The sequence below is a fragment of the Pseudomonas moorei genome (assembly GCF_008801475.1).
In the GTDB taxonomy this organism is placed as follows: domain Bacteria; phylum Pseudomonadota; class Gammaproteobacteria; order Pseudomonadales; family Pseudomonadaceae; genus Aquipseudomonas; species Aquipseudomonas moorei.
The window spans coordinates 1-18,272 of the sequence record NZ_VZPP01000022.1 but is presented as its reverse complement, the minus strand read 5'-3'; the positions used below and the strand labels follow the sequence as shown (position 1 = coordinate 18,272).

Below are 18,272 nucleotides of genomic sequence, written 5' to 3'. Positions count from 1 at the left end.
TGGTCTTATCAATTAACTGATAATGGATCTATCGAGAGTTCCTGACTGGCGCGATAAAGGCTGCGCCGGTAGACCCGGTGTCTGAACCAGGAACGACTCTAATGAACAATAAGATCCAGGAACGATTCAACTTCTTGCTGAGCCATAAGGTGGTCGAACACGGGGCTGCTCCCGTGCTGACGGAGGCACTGGCCCGGCGGTTGCTTGAGCGTCTCGGGCAATTGCGCCTGTTTGCCCACGCCTACCCGCTACTGACCAACCTCACCCACGGTCGTGTCACCCCGGCCGACCTGCTGGACTTCGCCTATCGCCACGAACTGCAAGGCCTGAGCCTGCACTTGCTCGACGGCGAAGAAAACAGCCTCAGCCAGATGTCATCCGCGCAGCTCCAGGCGTTTGCCGCCAAGGCCAAAGCGCTGGGGCTGGATGTGCACCTGGAAATCAGCAGCACGCTGAAAAAGGATGTCGATCAGGTGATCGCCATCGCCCTCGCCCTGGGCGTGCGCAACATCCGTGTTTACTCCCGTTACGAGGGCACACTGTCGCGGGTCATGGACGTGATCGAGACCGACCTGCATTACCTTGCGCAACAGGCCGACGCACACGATCTGAATTTCGATTTCGAGCAGCATGAGGAACTCAAGAGCGGGGAAATTGCGCAACTGCTCAACCGCCTCAACCACCCTCGCCTGCATGCCCTGTTCGACTTCGGCAACATGATCAACGCCTGCGAACAGCCCCTGCAGGCCCTGCGCAACCTGGCACCGCACATCCGCCAGACTCACCTCAAGGGCGTGCGCATCGTCCCAGAACTCAACGGCTTCGGCCATTACGGCGTATTGCAGGGCAGCGACGAAGACGACCTTCCCAGCGCCCGCATGCTGTTCGAGCTGTTGATGCTGGGCGAGGAAACCCCGCAGGTGATCGCGTTCATACTCGAGCAGGAAAACCACTACGTGGCCCCGGCCTTCCGCCAGAGCCTTGAGGCGGCTGACCCCTTCATTGCTTACCGGAAGATGAGCGACACGCCGCTTCCGAACGGCTACTCACTTGAACAAATGCTCGCCGATGAACACCGCTGGGCGAACAACCAGGTCGCCTATGTCCGCAGCCTGCTGGCCGAGTTTCGCACCCTGGCCGAACTGACCCTGGCCAACCCTTCCAACGCCCGATCCTGACGACCCGATTACGCCCGGAGAACAATAATGACAATTCAAAACAAGGCCAAATGGCTCAGATTCCTGATCCTCATCCTCGGAGGCGGCACCATCTACAAGCTGGCGAACCTGAAGGACGCCTTCTATGTCCCCATGCAGGAATTCATGGGCTTGAGCCACACAGAAATCGGCATGCTGCTGAGCGCCAACGCGATCATCGCGACCGCACTGTTTGTGCTTGGCGGCCTGCTCGCCGATCGCTACGACACACGCAAACTGATCCCCCTCGGCCTGATCGGAACCGGTGGCCTGGGGTTGTACCTGGCGACCTTCCCGCCCTTTAGCAGTTTGCTGATCGTGTTCAGTCTGTTGGCCGTCTGTTCCGACTGCCTGTTCTGGCCATCGCTGCTCAAAGCCATCCGCAACCTGGGTGACGATCAAGAGCAAGGCCGGCTGTTCGGTCTGCTCGAAGGCGGTCGTGGTGTGGTGGATACACTGGTGGCCTTTTCCGCCCTGGGCGTGTTCGTTGCCATGGGTTCGGGCGAAACCGGCCTGAAGTCGGCGATCCTGTTGTACTCGGTCATCGACATTCTGGCCGGCACCCTGACCTGGTTCCTGCTCAAGGGCGGCAACACACAGTCGGTGGCCAAACCGAAGAACGGTCTGGCGAACCTGATGGAAGCGATCAAGGTGCCGGGTATCTGGCTGGTCAGCCTCAACGTGTTCATGGTCTACATCGTCTACTGCGGCCTGACCTATTTCATTCCCTACCTCAAGGAAATGTACGGGCTGCCCGTGGCATTGGTGGGCGCCTACGGCATCATCAACCAGTACTTCCTGAAGATCCTCGGCGGGCCTGCCGGCGGTTTCATTGCCGACAAGCAGTTCAAGAGCACCAGCCGCTACCTGAAGTGGGCATTCCTGGCGCTGTTGCCGATGATGGGCGTGATCATGCTGATACCGAAAAGCCCGGGCTTCATCTACGCGGGCATGGCCGCCACCCTGTCCTTCGCCCTGATCGTGTTCTCCATGCGCGGCGTGTTCTGGGCCCCCATGGGTGAAGTCGGCATTCCCCAGCACATCACCGGCTCGGCCTTCGGCATCGGTTGCCTGGTCGGCTATGCACCCGGCATGTTTGCCTACGTCATCTATGGCGCGATCCTCGACCACTTCCCCGGTGAACAGGGTTACAACTATGTCTTCACCTTGATGAGCCTACTGGCCATTGCGGGCTTCATGGTGTCCAGCCTGCTCTATCAAGCGGTGCGCAAAAAATCCATGGCCACGGGCGGGATGAGCGCGGCTCAAGCCTGATCATTGCCATGGACTCCAGGAGGAGGAATCGTCTAACACGCCGATCCCTCCCGCTGACCACAACGCCGGAATGAGCCGGCGCTGACTTGCGCACAATCCGGATAACGCGTTACCACGGCGGAACGCTTTTTCATCTTATGGGGCGACGGTCGGCGCTCTTGATCGGTAGCTTGAGACCGTAGCCCTTCGCAACAGGCAGTAATCGGCCAAAAGCAGACGGTGCTCTGCCTTTACCTTCTGGCGTCAACTGTAGGCATAACCACATGCGCCTCTCGCCCTATCGTGACGACTCCAAAGGGCACACGATATGGTAGATGTAGGCCATGGCCGAGAGGCGATTCGGCGAAACCGGAAGGGCAATAATGGAACGGCAAGACGACGAACTGCAGATCTGTCATCAATGTGTGGGTGAGCAATTTCTTTCCCACGAGATAAAGACTACTGGCAAAGCTGCCAAATGCAGCTACTGCGAATCCGAAAACTTTTGCTGGACCATCGAGGCTCTTGCAGATCGCATCGAGCAAGCGTTCGCGGAGCACTTCACTCGCACATCTCCTGATCCAGATGATTGGGAACAGATTCTGTTAGGAGATCGTGAATCAAATTACACATGGGAACGACATGGGGAACCTGTCCTTTGGGTTATCGGCAATACAGCTGATATACCGGATCAGGCAGGGGAGGACGTGCTGGATATGCTCAGCGATCGGCACGACGACTTTGAGATGAATACCATGGGAGAAGAAACGGAATTTTCTCCCAGCTCTTACTACGAGCTGAAGGATCTGAATGCCGACGTCTGGCAACAAGAATGGTGGAACTTTGAAAGGACGTTGCGAACCGAAGCCCGATACTTCGGGCGAGCTGCTACAGCTCATCTTGCAGCGGTTTTCGGGGGAATAGATCGGCTCTCTACCTCGGACTGCAAATCACTAGTAGTGAATGCAGGGCCCGGCACATCGATCGAGGTGCTATTCAGAGCTAGGGTTTTCCAAGCGGACAAGCCCCTGCAAGAAGCGCTTTGCCGACCAGATCAACACCTTGGTTCACCTCCTGCGCGGATGGCGTCAGCAGGTCGAATGAATGCTCGTGGCATATCGGTATTCTATGGAGCTACTGCCAAAGGCGTTGCGCTCGCAGAGGTCAGGCCCCCAGTCGGTAGCTACGTCGCGGTAGCCAGCTTCAAGGTCATCCGACCTCTCCGCCTTTTGAATCTATCTGCCCTTGAAAAGACCCATGATGAAGGCAGCCTCTTCGATCCAGCATTACTCCGACGGCTTGAGCGAGTAGCCTTCTTACGCACTCTTGGAAGGAAAATGACCCGCCCAGTGATGCCCGATGATCAGGAGTTTGACTATTTAGCTACCCAGGCAGTAGCTGATTTTTTGGCAACTGAAAATGATCCTCTCCTGGACGGCATCATCTTCGAGTCAACGCAGTCAGATGAAGGAGCAAACATCGTACTGTTCCATAGCGCATCTCGTGTGGCGCTCATGGACCTACCTGAAGGGACAGATATTAGGGCCAGTACGGTCAGCCATGACGAAGATGGGGCCTACCCAGACTATTGGGTCAGGGAAGAGGTGCCTCCGGAGAAAGAGGAAGAACCCCCTCCCGAGCTAGGTATTTGGCCTTTTATTGCCATGCTTGCAGATGCCCGAGTAGATCACGACAGACGACAGGAGTCGCTTGATATCCGGCCAGACTCAGTTGAAGTACATCACATCAAAAAAGTGAAGGTTGAGAGTGACTCTTACACTGTAGAGCGTCACCGTTACCAAATGGGAAAAAACGCGCGCTTTTAGAGAACACGCGCTGATTGAGCGCCCACTCGGGAAGCAATGGGTCAAGGTTGTGTGAAAACCCCGACCAGAAGTTGAAGTAAGCGCGTCTGCGTGGAACCTGAAATTGATTGCCAAGTTATAGGGAACAACGAAGGGCTGATCTCAACTCCTGAAGGGCCTTTTGGTGGCGTGAATGAGAGCGGACTTGATCGTGAAGGCAGCCGTCACGGCATCGTCGATTACCTCGAAATGAAGTACATGGCGATTGGTGGCATCTAAACCAAGTACCATCGGGAAACTCGGGACCCGCTCGCGGGCCCTGAGCTTTTAGAGCGCTGTCATCGGGTATTTCAGACAGTGCTTGCCAGGGGAAAGTCAGACTGCATTCCTGCTGCCAGCAAGGAAGGTGATGTGCTCATATGAAGGCTCTAGCGAGCGGTATACGCCGTGCTCTTCAGCGTATTGGCGAAGGTGCCGATTGCACCCGATATCCCAACTTGCGACTTCAATGTTCCATCCCATTTTGACAGCTCTCTGCAGCGCCGCGATAAAACCTTTCCCATCCAGATGACCATTGCCATCGCCTGTTAGCAGCAGGATCGTTCCAGGCTTTTCAGCGTCGATTATCCGTTGAAGCATGGAAAATTGGATGGCTTGATCCACAGCGACCTCGCCGCCTCCAATCGCACCTCGCTCCTGGGTTTCAACCTCTGCCCCCAGTTGCTCAAAGTATTTCCACAGCAAATCATTGTTCGGCGGAAGCGATCCCCCGACGAATGCGAAATCCATAGGGCGTCCGGCAACAACGGTCATCAACAAGTTTCTGAAATGAACCCTGAATTCACGTTCATGCCCAGGCTCTCGGACACCACAATAGTTGCGGCCTACGAGCCAGATATTTGAATTATCCCAAAAGACGTTTAGTGACATTTTGCGATCCTTGCTGCTGGTGATTGATGATTCAATACGCGGAGCGTGTCTGCGGCATTCCATTCCAGATGCCACAAAAGCAAAAAAACTGGCGCAATCCATCTCAGGGGGCATGACATACCCTCTGAGAGTCACGACTTAAATCAGGATTCGGATTTCACGCGCGTTCAGACTCGGATAGGCGTGCGTACCGGAAGCGCCGCATGAACCCAGTTGACCTGCGCCAAAGCCCTAAGTCCGTCGTTTCTTACGTCAGGATTACCATCCAGAGCCCGGAGCGTGACAATGATGGTCACTGGCAAGGCGTGGGTTAGCGCGGGCTCAAAGGCTCGAAGCATCGCCGTAGCTTGAAGTCCCCATGTTGCAACAGCAGTCCCTTGAGGGAAGCTCTTGCGATGAACCTTCACCGGTGACCACTTGCTACCGTGCTCGATCTGAGCAGTCTCGTATCCACTCTGTCCTTCCTCTCCATCCATAGGGACTTTGCCTGTGATGTTATTGCCGTCGATCTCACCAAAACTGAGCTCCACGTTGGCACGGACGTATTCACTGCCGGCGCCAGGATCAACGGGCGGCGCATATGCAGCGGTGATGATGATCTCACCCCGAAACTTGCCGTTATGAATCAGGGCATTTGGAATTGGGTATGGTGTCTTCCGCCAACGCATGCCGGGCACCAGATCGGCCTGGAACACCATTGTGAAGCTGTCGTCACTGTCGTACAGGCATTTCAGGATTTCTTCAGGCCTGCCCGCTCCATGGTATCGGCGCTCGAACGCTGCATAATCCGGCGAAGACAGTTGCGCAGAGTGGATCATCAACGCCTTAACGAGCGAAGGTGTTGGAGTCAGTGATCCATGCCCGGTAATCGCTAGCCACGCATTCGCGGCCATGCCAGAAGCAATTGGCGCCGCGAAGCTGGTTCCGAAGTTGTAGTTCAGCTTGTTATCAGGTGTGAGCACTTTAAGGCTACTCGGCCCTACAGCCCATGGGGCATGCACACCGCCTCCTACATGGGTGATATCAGGCTTAGGCGTGAATACTGGACCAGGCCCGCAGCGGGAGTATGGCGTGGGATGTCCGGCTACCGAAAGCGCTCCTGCGGCATCGACGTGACCAACCGATCCTACAGTTAGCGCTCTGACAGACTCACCCGGACATGAAACGCGGTCGGCAAGCTGAGCGGGATTTGGCCAGGTTCGACGTGGTTGATCGAGGTAGTTCCCGGCAGCCACGACGAAGAGGACCCCATACTTGTCACTGAGGTCATCCAGCGCCATCGACATCTCGCTGAAGGATTGATCATCACATCCAGCACCACCCAGGGAAAGGTTCCACACTTTGATGTCTGGTCGGCGCTGAACAGCCTCCCTCAGCCTCAGCTCCAAATCCCCGAAGGACGATCCACCAACCTCCAGCGCACAGACGTCATGCACATAAGCCTGTGTGGGAGGAATCCACGAGTGTCCATCATTGAAGTGCGCTGCACCGACGACGAGAGAGGCGACGGCTGTACCGTGCTCGAAGTTCGTATCCGGTGGTAGAACGTAGGTGTCCCGGCTTTTAACCCAATCGGCTATCGCCAAGGCGTCTCTGCTAACACCTGTATCGAAGACCGCCACTGTCGGGTGCACGGTGCTGGCAGGCGTGGAGGCACTGCCTGAGGCGACAGTTGCCGGCACGCTGATGGAGTTTCGGCTAAAGAAGGTAGGCTCAGCGTAAATCTGGCGCGCACCTGGATAGTCCAACAAGCTATCGAGGGCTGCTCCATCAAGTCGGTCGATGCGTCGTATGGCAATGAGAGGCAGGCCACGACCGATAGGAATCTCGGAATATTCGATACGTAGCGACTTCAAAAGCCGAAGAATTGCTTCTTGGTTGACGCTGTTGATGTCTGAGCGCTGGTACTGGAAGAGTCTAAGCAGACCGCTGCCTTTTTCCACCAACTCATCGGGTCCACCGGGGTTACGACGAGCACGGCCCCATGGTTCGATTGTTTCGATGGCACTGAGGTTCGCGGTGATTACCTTCGTCTTACGCTGCAAGATTGCAGTGTTGAGCGCCGAAATCGCTCCACCATCTGCCGACACCAGCATTTCATCAATCCTGGCGTGACCTGCAGGCTGCAGCCCAGTCTCCTCGGCGAGCTCTACAGGCCTGTGGGACTTGGCGATACCTTTTTCTCTCAGCCGAAATATGAAAGTCGACAGCTGCGAGGGGTATCGAGCCCGCTCGTTGGAAAGGGCTGAAGAAGCTTGCAGCAATTTTTCCGACAGGACGAGTCTGTAATCGCTATCCACTGGCACGATCAGTTTTTTGCCCCCACCCGGATTTCGCTCTACCGAAGTGAGGTCCCTTGGTGAAAAAGGGACGTGGATAAAGGGATTGTCAATCCGGGGATTGGGTCGATCCTGAGCCGATTCTGAGCCTTTCTTGGGCGCCATGGTCGTTGTCTTCCTTGATAACTTTGCTTATCTGCCTTATCGATAGGCCATAAAGCTTCGCGAGGGTCCTGATTGAAAAGTATTTAGGGGACCACTCTCTCAGCCAATAAACTTCCGCCTCGACGGTTGATAGCAGTATGCCACCGGCCATCGCCAAATTTAACCCCAGCCTGCGTAACAGCTCCGACTCATTTATCTGGCTGCTGCCAGCAAAAACTGCTGCCCGCTTGGCATCGAGACAGACCTGTTCAATGTTCGCGCCAGTGATGCCTTCCGAGACGTTTGATAAACGTTCGAGATCGATTCCATCTAGCATGTATGGCAGCAAGAACTGAGCCCACAGTTGCTTGCGCAATGCTGCATCCGGAACGGGCATTGGTATACGAAAACCGAATCGCCTCCACACCGCCGGATCAAGCAGGCGGTCATGATTCGTGGCAGCAATGACAACTGTGTTTTCGGTTAACGCATCAATGTTCTGCAACAGCGCGATCACAACTCGCTGGAGCTCCCCGACATCTCGCTCATTGCCCCTCGCGCTCGCCAAAGCGTCGAACTCGTCCAGAAGGAGCACACACGGGCGTTGCTGGGCGAATTCGAAGACTCGTCTGAGGTTTCTGCTGGTCTGGCCCAAGAGGCTGCTCACAAGAGTGTCGCAACGCACAGTGAGTAGAGGCAGCTTCAACCTAGCCGCAACATGGCGCGCCAGTTTCGTTTTCCCCGTTCCAGGCAGTCCGTACACCAGCAGACGGCTGGGCATCGCTGCATTGACACGTTCTAGCTCGTCATAACGCTGGATATTGGCAATAAACTCACCGACCCGAACGGCAATGGCACTGGGCAGCAGTAGGGGCGCGTCATCCTCCACCGGATGACTCACGTCCACCGTGTGCAGATGGCTCTCACCATCGACAGGCAAGTTGCCAAAGCTAATGCCGTTCGACGCATCTTGCGCATTTGCCAATGCAACAGGCGCTCGCGCAAGACGCTCACGAATCATCCGGGCTTGCTTGCCGTCTCCCGCGCCTTCCAGTTTGTCGGCAAGCAATCCGGCATAGTTTGAAGCCATGCTGGCATTGGCTTTAAGAGCGCCATCCAAGATTTTCAGTATTTCCGAAAGATGTTCCAAGAGCGCGACCAATCCACATATTCGTTTCAGATTTCGATCATAGTGTAACGCATACTGCAATATGCGTTTCAGATTTTGAGAATTTTGAAACACAAGGCTAGCAGCAAAAATCACTATTGTCCCAAAGCTGCAGGATCGAGCAGGTCTAGGGCAACGAGGTCAAGCTTGAGCGGGAATGATCACAAGGCCATGCGCGATTGGAAATGAAAAAGGGAAACCGTAAGCCCCATGGAGCCATGAGGATGACATCGCTTCGAACGGTGTGATGTACTCGCTTCGGATTTCAAGGGATCGGTAGCAGGGAAGGCTAGCGTTTGATACACAACGCTTTCAATAAAAGCTGTCGGCGCCCGTGCCGCTTCGCATCAACGTCCCCTTTGGGTCGGATAGCGACGGTCTGGCGTAGACCGTCGCAGTGGATGGTCAAACTTCTGTCTGCTCTGCCATTTCCAGGGCATCATCGACCTCGATGCCCAAGTACCTGACGGTGCTTTCAAGCTTCGTATGACCAAGCAGGAGTTGGACGGCTCTCAGATTCTTCGCCTGCGATAGATCAACGATGCCTTGGTTCGCCGTAGCGTGTGAGTACCGTACATGGTTGGGTCAAGACCAATGACGGTCTCCCACGCTTTGACTATTCGAGCGTACTGTCTGGTGGAGAGATGATCTGAGTCGTGCAAACGGCTCGGGAACAAGAAGTCCTCGCTGTGGAGGTGCGCTTGATGCATCCAAGCCTCCAGCACCGTTCGAGTTTGCTCAGTGATTTCAAATTGCACTGGGTGATGGGTTTTCTGCTGCATCACGATGGCTCGTGACGACACATGCTCTCCATGGGCGATGTCTCGGACTCGCAGCTTGGTTAAGTCACAGGCACGCAGTTTACTGTCGATAGCCAAGTTGAAGAGCGCCAGATCTCGTGTCTTCTCAGCAAGCTGAAGTCTTACGCGGATAGCCCAGATATCTCTCACTCGGAGCGGCGCCTTTTGCCCGACGAGCTTTCCCTTGTTCCAAGGCTGATGGCGATGTTTAGCATTAGAGTTCATGGCTTGTCCTCCAGGTTGAGGGAGGACAAGGGTGGTTCAGTCACGGTGCGTCGTAGTTGCTATTCGACCCAAAGCTGCCTGTCAGTATCGATAAAAAATTGGCCGATTGCTGCCTATAGTGAGGCCCGCTGGCCAAGCCACCTTGAAATAATCCATTAATGAACGCCCACCTAAGCTGCTTGCTCGACAGCTTCTTAAGCTGAACTAAAATAATCACAACTGATGAAAATGAAAATTACCCGGTAATTTTTATGGCCGATTTAGAGAATAGCCTACAATTACTATGTTCCGAGCGTGTGCAGAGATGCCAAGTTGAGATGAGGGCCCATCAATACTGGCTTGACATTTTGACACCGGTTAGATGGCTGATGGTGGGTGGCAGCACACTACTCTCTGCTTTGGCAGGGGCAACGGTTCTCAGCAAGCCAGAGCTATTTGGTGCTCATTGGGATGTGGTAGGTGGTGTCCTTGCCCTTGTTTCTTCCGCGCTTATGGGGCTGCATTCAGTTTTCAAATGCGATGCTCATCAAAGTGAGTGCCATAGATTAATACAGGGTTTTACGAGCTTGGAATTGGCCTATCAAGCTGCGTCTAAAAAGTCCGGCTCGGAATTAAATTCAACATTCAAGAAGCTGGAGGAAAAGTTTCAAGGCTTAATTGAGAAATCAAATGTTTCACCTCCTGGCTGGTGCCGGAAAAAGGCAGAACGTTGACTTGGAAATACGAACATCGTACGAACAAACAACGCATGCTTTAGTCACGCGCAACCGGGCCACATTTTTACTTGGTGACTGGTTTTGGTCGATGGCTGTCGGTTGCGAGGGGTAGCTACCGACCCGTAGAGGTCGCTCACGGCTGAAGGCTATCGGCCAAAAGGAGTCGCTCGGAAGTCTCTCGAAAACCCGGGGGCGCCTCAGTACGTTATTTGTTGCTAAGCTGATAAGTAGCATTCAGGCTTATTATAGTATTTGGTAACCAGTGGTAAGTAATTTCGAACTATGATTTACGTTTTAAAAATGCAGGAGATTAGAATGACTGAGCTCTTCACAAAAGCACCAGAAATACTTTCAACAATTGCTGGGTACTCCGCAATCTTTGCAGCACTAGTTGCTCTTTGGAGCGCTGCAAATGTCGAGCGTTTAAAGTCAAAGTTTGAAATCCAACGCCACGAACTAAACAGTCAGCTACAAAAAAGCCTAGAGGATATCAAGCTTGAGGGCGATAGGGACAGAAAAGCTTACGAGTTACATGTAAAAAAAGAATATGAGCTATACGAAGGTTTATATCCAGAGTTGATTGACGCGTATTACGCATTTATTTCTACAAAAAAAATAGATGAAGAGTCTGATATTTTAGAGGAGCTATCCCCTAGCGGAGATGAGCGAACAAAAAAAGAAATTGAAGATCTGCGCCACGGAAATCTTTCAGAGGCCCTAGAACGCTTGTATTTTATTGATCCGATAATTAAGAAAAAGCCTTTCATCAATCACGAGGTGTTTTCGGAAATAGAGAAATTTTGGGAGATGGGGATGGATACTTATTTGGTGAGAAACTACCCAGCACTTTATAGCCCACCCTTCAGTGTCGATAGGAAGGAGCACTCAGAAGAAGAGCTCAAAGCCCAGCTAGATATTATCTGTAAACTAATTAAGCAACGTCTTCGAGTCATAGATGCTTGATCAAAAATTTATCAAAATTCGAATAGACTTGTTTTCGAATCTTTTAGCTATAAGCCAAAATGGATGCATGCGTAGGGTGTGTGCATTCATACGGGCGAAATCAGAACCGTGCTGACTGTCAGCTTTTGGCCGATAGTTACCCGTCGCGGAGAGCAGCTGACGACCCGAAGAGGCCGGTCAGTTATGGGTCGATAGAGTCAGTCACGATGGACGGCTACACGAGCACCACCACCAGCATCGCACCCATAGCGGCCCCTAGACGTTTGCTTAAAGACTGGTGCATTTCCTCAGCGGCGCCTGACCATGGCGGCTATAGTCCAGTGTGTTGGGTAGCTGAATGCTGTCAGGTGTGAGATGAAAAATTTGGTTCATCTTGGTATTTGTTCATCACCCCAATGCCGATTCTTAAGGCTGAGTAAAAAGTAAAGTTTTATACAGATTAGGACGTAAATATTTCTGTTAAATTACGATGGTAGAGGGATTTATGGGGCTTAGAAGCTGGGTAAATCTTCAAGGAAAAACTACGTCGCGTGTCTCCCTCCCGATGGGGTCAGAGGGTAGAACGACAGACTCTGGTTCGCCGCAAGAAATCGGTTTAATTAACAGTCAGCAGTCTGTTTTGACTTTTGCTGGGGCTCCTGCAGCAATATCTCTAATGTGGAAAGTACTTTGCCAAGTTTGGCCCGCACTTGCTAGTGAGCAGTGGGTTGTGCTTGTGTTGTCGTTAGCTGCCGGAGTACTTATCTATTCTGCAAGCGCGCCAGGCTCAGGTACGCGAGGAAGCATAATTCGCGGATTTATATTCTCAATAATAAACTCGTTTTCTATTGCGGCAGCCGCTTTAGGGATAACGACAATTACCGCATGATTGGCGGAGTGACAAGCGAGATGCCTAACATTTTCCAGATGTGGAGAAGACGGGTGGCTATGAGCAAAGCAGTTGCCAAATTGTCACCCCAAGCCGCCACCATACGTAATGACATTCTCGTACCAATTGGGCTCGCCAAATCAGCCTTTGAGCAAACAAACAACAAACGAAACCTTGCAGGAGATGTATTTCTTGGCCATATAGAACTTTTGGATAGCCCAGAGGTAAATGCTTGGGCTTCACCGCCGACATTCCGGGCTCACAACGTTTTTATTTGTTCTGGATTAGTGATAGCTGCGTTCGACGCTGCCTGCGTTATTTTCAATTCTCGTGAAAGTTTCAAAGAGTTTGGAGGGAGCGATCGTCAATCAACCGATGCGCTTGCCGAAGCATTACGACGCTTAAGGGGCGAAGTGTTGCCTCCTCTAGGTGCTTTGGAGTCGGATACATTCCTGAAATCCCTCTGGAGCCAGCTTCCGACTTGCCAGAAGCGCGCCGGCGGCGCATTGCTGATGTTCGAGGAAACTCTAAGGTACTTTACGCAGCATGAACTTGCGCACGCAGCTTTGGGACATTGTTTATTTGTAAGCAAGCACTTAGGTTTAACAAAACTCCTAGAAGTATCACGCCCAAATGAGGCATTACAAGGAGACTCTGAGAATATTATTCAGCTTCTTGAATATGAAGCCGATATTACTGCTGCTACCTCTTCACTTCAGAGGGCAGTGTTCGGTCAGCATTCTATAGTGGGGCAGCATCCTTATCTGGTTAAATCGATCGTACTCGGAATTCATGTAGGTCTATGGCTGATATCTAGGCGCGAAAAATTCGATGATGCCATTCACGTACCTCAAGCAAGCCATCCTAACATCGGATTTCGACACGCGGTGGCGTCCCAAGTGTTAAATAACTTCTGCAACTATGAATTCGCAAAGGATGCCTATCAGCTGGCACGTGAAGACTTGATAAACATTTCTCGAATAGAAAATAACCTGTTTGGAATTCTGTCACTTGCTAATCATGAAGTTTTAAAACAACGCCAAATGATTTTTGCTAACGAGTCCATTCGAATTAATCAACAAGCACTTGCGAAGCTTGGTAGATATCGGTTTATTGTGCCATTTTATGACTTCTCATATGACGGCCTTGATTATTCAAAGTATGTGCGCGAAAAGTGAAGCTCCGCGCTCTCAACTAGCAAGTGCAATTATTGATGTGAGATGGTTCCATATTTACACAATACAACCTGAGTGCCTGATGAGCGCGACACCAGCGTCCGCTAATGGCCGAATTCTGCCGCTGCTGACCGGCAGCTATGGGTCGAAACAGCCTTTTTGAATAACATAATTCAGCTGTTTGTCACTCCGACTCCTAGCACCCCATACTTGAAAATGGGCTTAATGCCCAGCATTTACTGGGTCTCCCTCTGGCGCTCGCTGCAAACGGTGCCTTACAGAGCCAAGCAGAAAATAGCGAATCCCCGAAAAAGTCCCCATCCCTTTGCGGCGTAATCGGGCGCAGTTGTTCACCTGACGGTCTGGCAAAACACACGTTTTTTTATGCTTATGCAAACGGAAGCACGCGGCCAGAAGTTAGATGTCACCGCCTCGAATTATGGACGAGTCGATCAACGAAGAACTCTATATGCCCTCTGGGAGACGCCGGCAACGGCCAAGCGTCGACCTTTAAAGCGATTTCCTGAAATGCTAGGGCACACTTGGAGCGCGGAAAGTGTTCGTAGACTGCTCGCTGCTTCTGTACTGCCCTACGCGCACAATCATCGTACGGAATCGCTCCGACATACTGTAGCTTTACGCTGAGGAAGCGATCGGTGATTTTGCCCAATTTAGCGAACAGCGCGCGACCTTCCTTTGGGCTCTGCTCCATATTGACCAGCACCCGGAAACGGTCCATTCCGTAATCACGATTAAGCAGTTTGATCAGTGCGTAGGCATCAGTGATGGAGGTCGGTTCGTCGCACACCACCAGCAAGACTTCGTGGGCCGCCCGGACGAGACTGATCACCGAGGAGCCGATGCCCGCTGCTGTGTCGATCACCAGCACATCGAGGCTGTCACCTATTTCACTGAAGGCATGGATCAGGCCTGCGTGCTGAGCCGGAGACAAATGCATCATGCTCTGGATACCTGAAGCCGCGGGGACGATTCGTATCCCGCCCGGACCGCGTAAAAGTACATCGGAAAGCTCACAGCGACCTTCGAATAAATCGACAAGCGTGTACTGCTGCGAAAGTCCCAACAGGACATCGATATTCGCCAAGCCAAGATCGCCATCAAGCAATACGACTCGCCTTCCAAGTTTCGCCAGCGCCAATGAAAGATTCACAGCCACAGTCGTCTTGCCGACGCCACCCTTTCCGCCGGTCACGGCGATAACTTGCACAGAACGCGCACTATCCATCTTATTGATTCCCTTCTATGCGCAACGCGTGCGTGTAGTCGCAAACTATCCCTAAAGCGCAATGGTAGCTGAAAAGTCCAGACACATAGCCCTACCTGTATTACAGGATCTCCTGAAACGTTGTAACCACTACATTGCAATCACGCGAACCGGAGCGGCCGCTGCTACGCTCACCTCTCCACGGAGGATTCGCGATGCCAAATTCAGACCTGCTCCCTTCCCTACTTTCCAAACTCAACGAAAACCAGCTCGCCCTCGAGGCTGCCATCATGGAGCTCACGCTTTGGGTTGAACAGCGCGGCGCTGCCGATGTGGCCGACAATGTGCGCGGCGCCCTGGTCGCAATCGATCGCAATGAGGAATTCATCAAGATGACGCTTGCGGTGATGATGACTCCGGAGTGACTGCAATCGGCCGATTCTGTTGAAAAAGTCGGATTTTCAGCTCGCCTGAACTCAGGCACGACCACCACCGGAGAACCTACTCACTACATTGAGTGGTTTCTCGGCCCTTCGTTGAGCTTTGCAGCTCGGTTATTGGGTTAGTTTGAGGTTTTTTGCTTCGTGCAGGCGCACCTATCCCGTAGAAGGTGGCCCTTGAGATGCAAGTTTGGCCAGACGTCGCAAGTTCTGCACCGCGGCCGCCAGCGTGAACTCATCGGTCGCGCCACTCATGCCACGTAGTCGCAAGCGATCCAGTTTCAGGATGCGCTTGAGGTGGGCAAACAACATTTCGACCTTCTTACGTTCGTGGCGAGAGCGCACGTACGCAGGTGTCGTTGCGATTCGCCGAGCCACATCGCGCGCGGCTTCATGGACGCTGCGGGCGATCTTGCGGAACGCAGTGTTCGGGCAGCACTTGGCTTTCATCGGACAGGCAACGCAGTCGGTCTGCCTGGATCGGAAGATAATGGTGTTGGCTTTGGTGACGTGCGAACGCTCATTCTTGAAGGCTCGCCATTCGCTACGTAATGCATTGCCAGCCCGGCAGCAGTATTCCTCAGCCTCTTCATTCCAGTGGAAATCGTTTCTCGAAAAACTGTCGTTCTTGCGTTCGGTTTTGTCCCACACCGGCACATGTGGCTCGATGTCCTTTTCCTCCAACATCCAGGCCAGCATCGGCGCGGTACCGTAAGCGGTGTCGCCAATGAGGCGTTCCGGCTTGATGTCGAACTGCGCTTTGACCCGATCGATCATCGTCTTGGTGCTCTCGACTTCTGCGGTTCGATGAGCCGGCGTGGGTTCCACATCCATGATCACGCCGTGCTCGGTATCGATCAGATAATTCGTGGAGTAAGCGTAGAACGCTGGGCCACCTGGAGCTGCGGTCCAGCGGGCTTGAGGATCAGTCAGCGATAGGCGCTTCGGTAGCGTTTCGGCCAGAGCCTCTTCATCGAGGGCTTCAAGGTACTCGCGCACAGCGCGGGTGCTCAGGGCTGGATCGCTCCAATTGACCTGTTCATCACCCGGTACACCGCGCTGCCGACTCGCATCCGCTTTGATGATGCTGGCGTCCACGGCAAAGCCTTCGCCCTTGACCAGGCCGGCGTCCATGCAACGACGCAGCACTTCATTGAACAGCCAGCGAAACAGATCGCTGTCCCGAAAACGGCCGTGTCTATTTTTGGAAAAGGTCGAGTGATTGGGGACTTCATCTTCAAGACTTAACCGGCAGAACCAGCGATACGCCAGGTTCAAATGGGCCTCTTCGCACAGCCGCCGCTCGGAGCGAATACCGTAGCAATAGCCCACGATCAGCATGCGGATCATCAACTCTGGGTCAATCGAAGGACGCCCAATTGGGCTGTAAAAATCGGCGAGGTAATGGCGCAAGTCGCTCAGATCGAGACACCGATCAATGCTGCGCAGAAGGTGATTGGCGGGGATGTGATCTTCAAGGTTGAACGAGTAAAACAGTCGCTCCTGCCCACTCGATAACTGTCCCATCATACTGCGTGCTTCCCTGCTGGCCGATGCGCGAATTTTGCCGCAGGCCAGACGGGGGAGCCACTTTTTCAACAGAATCGGCCAAAAGCAGTCATTCACGAGTGAGCTTGAATTATTCGCCCCACAGTTATCCAGGTCTTGGCGCTGATCTAGTTCTATCTGCATCTTTCGTGACTGCCTCTTTCTGAGACAGTTGTACGGGTTCGATACAGGTCCAATATGTCCGTAATTGCCTGTGTTGCCTGCCGATAAACGCTGCGCCCAGTGCCTACCGCACTTTCCTGTGGCTGGCACACCCGTTGCTCCAGGGTCACGAACAAGACCCACACAACGAGGCCTCCCCCATGGACCATCCAACGCTGCATCACAAAACCGTCGAATTCCTTGCCAGGCAACCACGCATGTTGATCGGCGCCGAATGGACGTTCGCTTCCAGTGGCGCGACCATGCCCTTGCGTAACCCGGCTACTGCCAACCTGTTGTTGGAAGTGCCATCCGCTGACCATGTCGATGTGGACCTCGCCGTACAAGCCGCGCGCCGTGCCTTCGACGACTCCGCCTGGAGTCGCATGCGTCCGCGCGAGCGGCAAAACCTGCTGTGGCGCCTGGCCGAACTCATCGAGCGCGATGCCCAGGTAATCGCCGAGCTCGAATGCCTGAACAATGGCAAGAGCGCGCAGATGGCACGGCTGGTGGACGTTCAAATGTCCATCGACTTCCTGCGTTACATGGCTGGCTGGGCGACCAAGATATCAGGCAGCACTGTGGATCCATCTCTGCCACTGATGCCGGATTCTGACTTGCACGCCTTCATCCGTCGTGAGGCGGTAGGTGTGGTCGGTGCGATCGTTGCCTGGAATTTTCCCTTCATGCTGGCGTGCTGGAAACTTGGCCCGGCCCTGGCTACCGGTTGCAGCCTGGTACTGAAACCGGCCGACGAGACGCCGGTCAGTGCGCTCAAGCTGGCCGAACTGGTGCTAGAGGCCGGTTATCCCGCCGGTGTGTTCAACGTGGTCACGGGGACCGGGCTCAGTGCTGGCGTTGCCCTTACCCGTCATCCCGGTGTGGACAAGCTCACATTTACCGGCTCCACCGAAGTGGGCAAGCAGATCGGCAAGACGGCCATGGACAACATGACCCGCGTCACTCTGGAACTGGGCGGCAAGTCCCCCACCATCGTCCTGGCCGATGCCAACCTGCAGCAGGCCGCCGCAGGCGCCGCCAATGCCATCTTCTTCAATCAAGGCCAAGTATGCTGCGCAGGGTCACGGCTATATGTACAGCGCAAGCACTTCGACCGGGTAGTGGGTGACATCGTCGACGTCGCCAATGGCATGAAGCTCGGCAACGGCCTCGATCCCAGCGTGGACATGGGACCGCTCATTTCCGCCAAACAGCAAGACCGGGTGCACCACTACATCGAGACGGGCTGTTGCCGCTGACCGAAAACTGACCCAGTAAAGGCTGTTCTGCCGACTGAAAACTGACCCAGGTGTTCAATTGCTTCTGCTCACTTTTCGAGCAGGAGAACACAGGGTGATCAGCATGGAAATGTTG

The 18,272-nt window shown here is 53.6% G+C and carries 13 protein-coding genes and 2 pseudogenes; 9 read left to right on the top strand and 6 right to left on the bottom strand.

All coding sequences use genetic code 11. From position 1 onward, the window contains the following. Positions 1-101 precede the first annotated feature (101 nt). From F7R06_RS28630 to F7R06_RS28615, 4 genes are all read left to right on the top strand, one after another. On the top strand, positions 102-1,178 hold the full coding sequence (locus F7R06_RS28630; protein WP_090324444.1) for a sugar phosphate isomerase/epimerase family protein: 1,077 nt from the start codon (positions 102-104) through the stop codon (positions 1,176-1,178). Between the two features lie 27 nt (positions 1,179-1,205). Beyond that, positions 1,206-2,471, top strand: a complete 1,266-nt coding sequence (locus F7R06_RS28625; protein ID WP_090324446.1) for an MFS transporter — start codon at positions 1,206-1,208, stop codon at positions 2,469-2,471. A 362-nt stretch (positions 2,472-2,833) separates the two neighbouring features. After that, entirely contained in the window at positions 2,834-4,276 is a 1,443-nt protein-coding gene (locus F7R06_RS28620; protein WP_090324447.1) for an RES family NAD+ phosphorylase, read from the top strand. A gap of 90 nt (positions 4,277-4,366) precedes the next feature. After that, the gene (locus F7R06_RS28615) at positions 4,367-4,534 is read left to right on the top strand and encodes an aldehyde dehydrogenase family protein (protein ID WP_139204813.1); all 168 of its coding nucleotides are present in this window, start codon (positions 4,367-4,369) and stop codon (positions 4,532-4,534) included. A gap of 96 nt (positions 4,535-4,630) precedes the next feature. Here F7R06_RS28615 and F7R06_RS28610 read toward each other — a convergent pair whose 3' ends face one another. From F7R06_RS28610 to F7R06_RS28595, 4 genes and pseudogenes are all read right to left on the bottom strand, one after another. After that, the gene (locus tag F7R06_RS28610; RefSeq protein WP_139204814.1) at positions 4,631-5,299 is read right to left on the bottom strand and encodes an NYN domain-containing protein; all 669 of its coding nucleotides are present in this window, start codon (positions 5,297-5,299) and stop codon (positions 4,631-4,633) included. A gap of 53 nt (positions 5,300-5,352) precedes the next feature. Further along, positions 5,353-7,629: a S8 family anti-phage peptidase IteS gene (gene iteS / locus F7R06_RS28605; RefSeq protein WP_090324450.1), complete on the bottom strand. Its 2,277-nt coding sequence runs from the start codon at positions 7,627-7,629 to the stop codon at positions 5,353-5,355. Beyond that, complete coding sequence (gene iteA, locus F7R06_RS28600; RefSeq protein ID WP_245706718.1) at positions 7,574-8,872, bottom strand: anti-phage ATPase IteA; 1,299 nt, start codon at positions 8,870-8,872, stop codon at positions 7,574-7,576. Before iteA ends, iteS begins: the two co-directional genes overlap by 56 nt. A gap of 309 nt (positions 8,873-9,181) precedes the next feature. Then, positions 9,182-9,801: pseudogene (locus tag F7R06_RS28595) on the bottom strand (tyrosine-type recombinase/integrase). Between the two features lie 251 nt (positions 9,802-10,052). Between F7R06_RS28595 and F7R06_RS28590 the strand changes: the two are divergent. From F7R06_RS28590 to F7R06_RS28580, 3 genes are all read left to right on the top strand, one after another. Further along, a complete protein-coding gene (locus F7R06_RS28590; RefSeq protein ID WP_139204815.1) occupies positions 10,053-10,514 on the top strand; it encodes a hypothetical protein in 462 nt (153 codons plus the stop codon). Positions 10,515-10,832: 318 nt separating this feature from the next. After that, on the top strand, positions 10,833-11,480 hold the full coding sequence (locus F7R06_RS28585) for a hypothetical protein (protein ID WP_090324452.1): 648 nt from the start codon (positions 10,833-10,835) through the stop codon (positions 11,478-11,480). A 927-nt stretch (positions 11,481-12,407) separates the two neighbouring features. Next, positions 12,408-13,526, top strand: coding sequence for a hypothetical protein (locus tag F7R06_RS28580; protein WP_139204816.1), 1,119 nt, complete (start codon positions 12,408-12,410; stop codon positions 13,524-13,526). Between the two features lie 421 nt (positions 13,527-13,947). Here the strand turns inward: F7R06_RS28580 and F7R06_RS28575 are convergent, their stop codons facing one another. Further along, positions 13,948-14,769, bottom strand: a complete 822-nt coding sequence (locus F7R06_RS28575; protein WP_090324455.1) for a MinD/ParA family protein — start codon at positions 14,767-14,769, stop codon at positions 13,948-13,950. A 194-nt stretch (positions 14,770-14,963) separates the two neighbouring features. Between F7R06_RS28575 and F7R06_RS28570 the strand changes: the two genes are divergently transcribed. After that, the gene (locus tag F7R06_RS28570) at positions 14,964-15,173 is read left to right on the top strand and encodes a hypothetical protein (protein ID WP_090324456.1); all 210 of its coding nucleotides are present in this window, start codon (positions 14,964-14,966) and stop codon (positions 15,171-15,173) included. A 171-nt stretch (positions 15,174-15,344) separates the two neighbouring features. Here F7R06_RS28570 and F7R06_RS28565 read toward each other — a convergent pair whose 3' ends face one another. Further along, positions 15,345-16,718 (bottom strand): transposase, encoded by a 1,374-nt coding sequence (locus tag F7R06_RS28565; RefSeq protein ID WP_090327512.1) that lies wholly within the window; start codon positions 16,716-16,718, stop codon positions 15,345-15,347. A 341-nt stretch (positions 16,719-17,059) separates the two neighbouring features. Here F7R06_RS28565 and F7R06_RS28560 point away from each other — a divergent pair. Continuing rightward, positions 17,060-18,145: pseudogene (locus F7R06_RS28560) on the top strand (aldehyde dehydrogenase family protein); the annotation flags it as partial. Between the last annotated feature and the right edge of the window lie 127 nt (positions 18,146-18,272).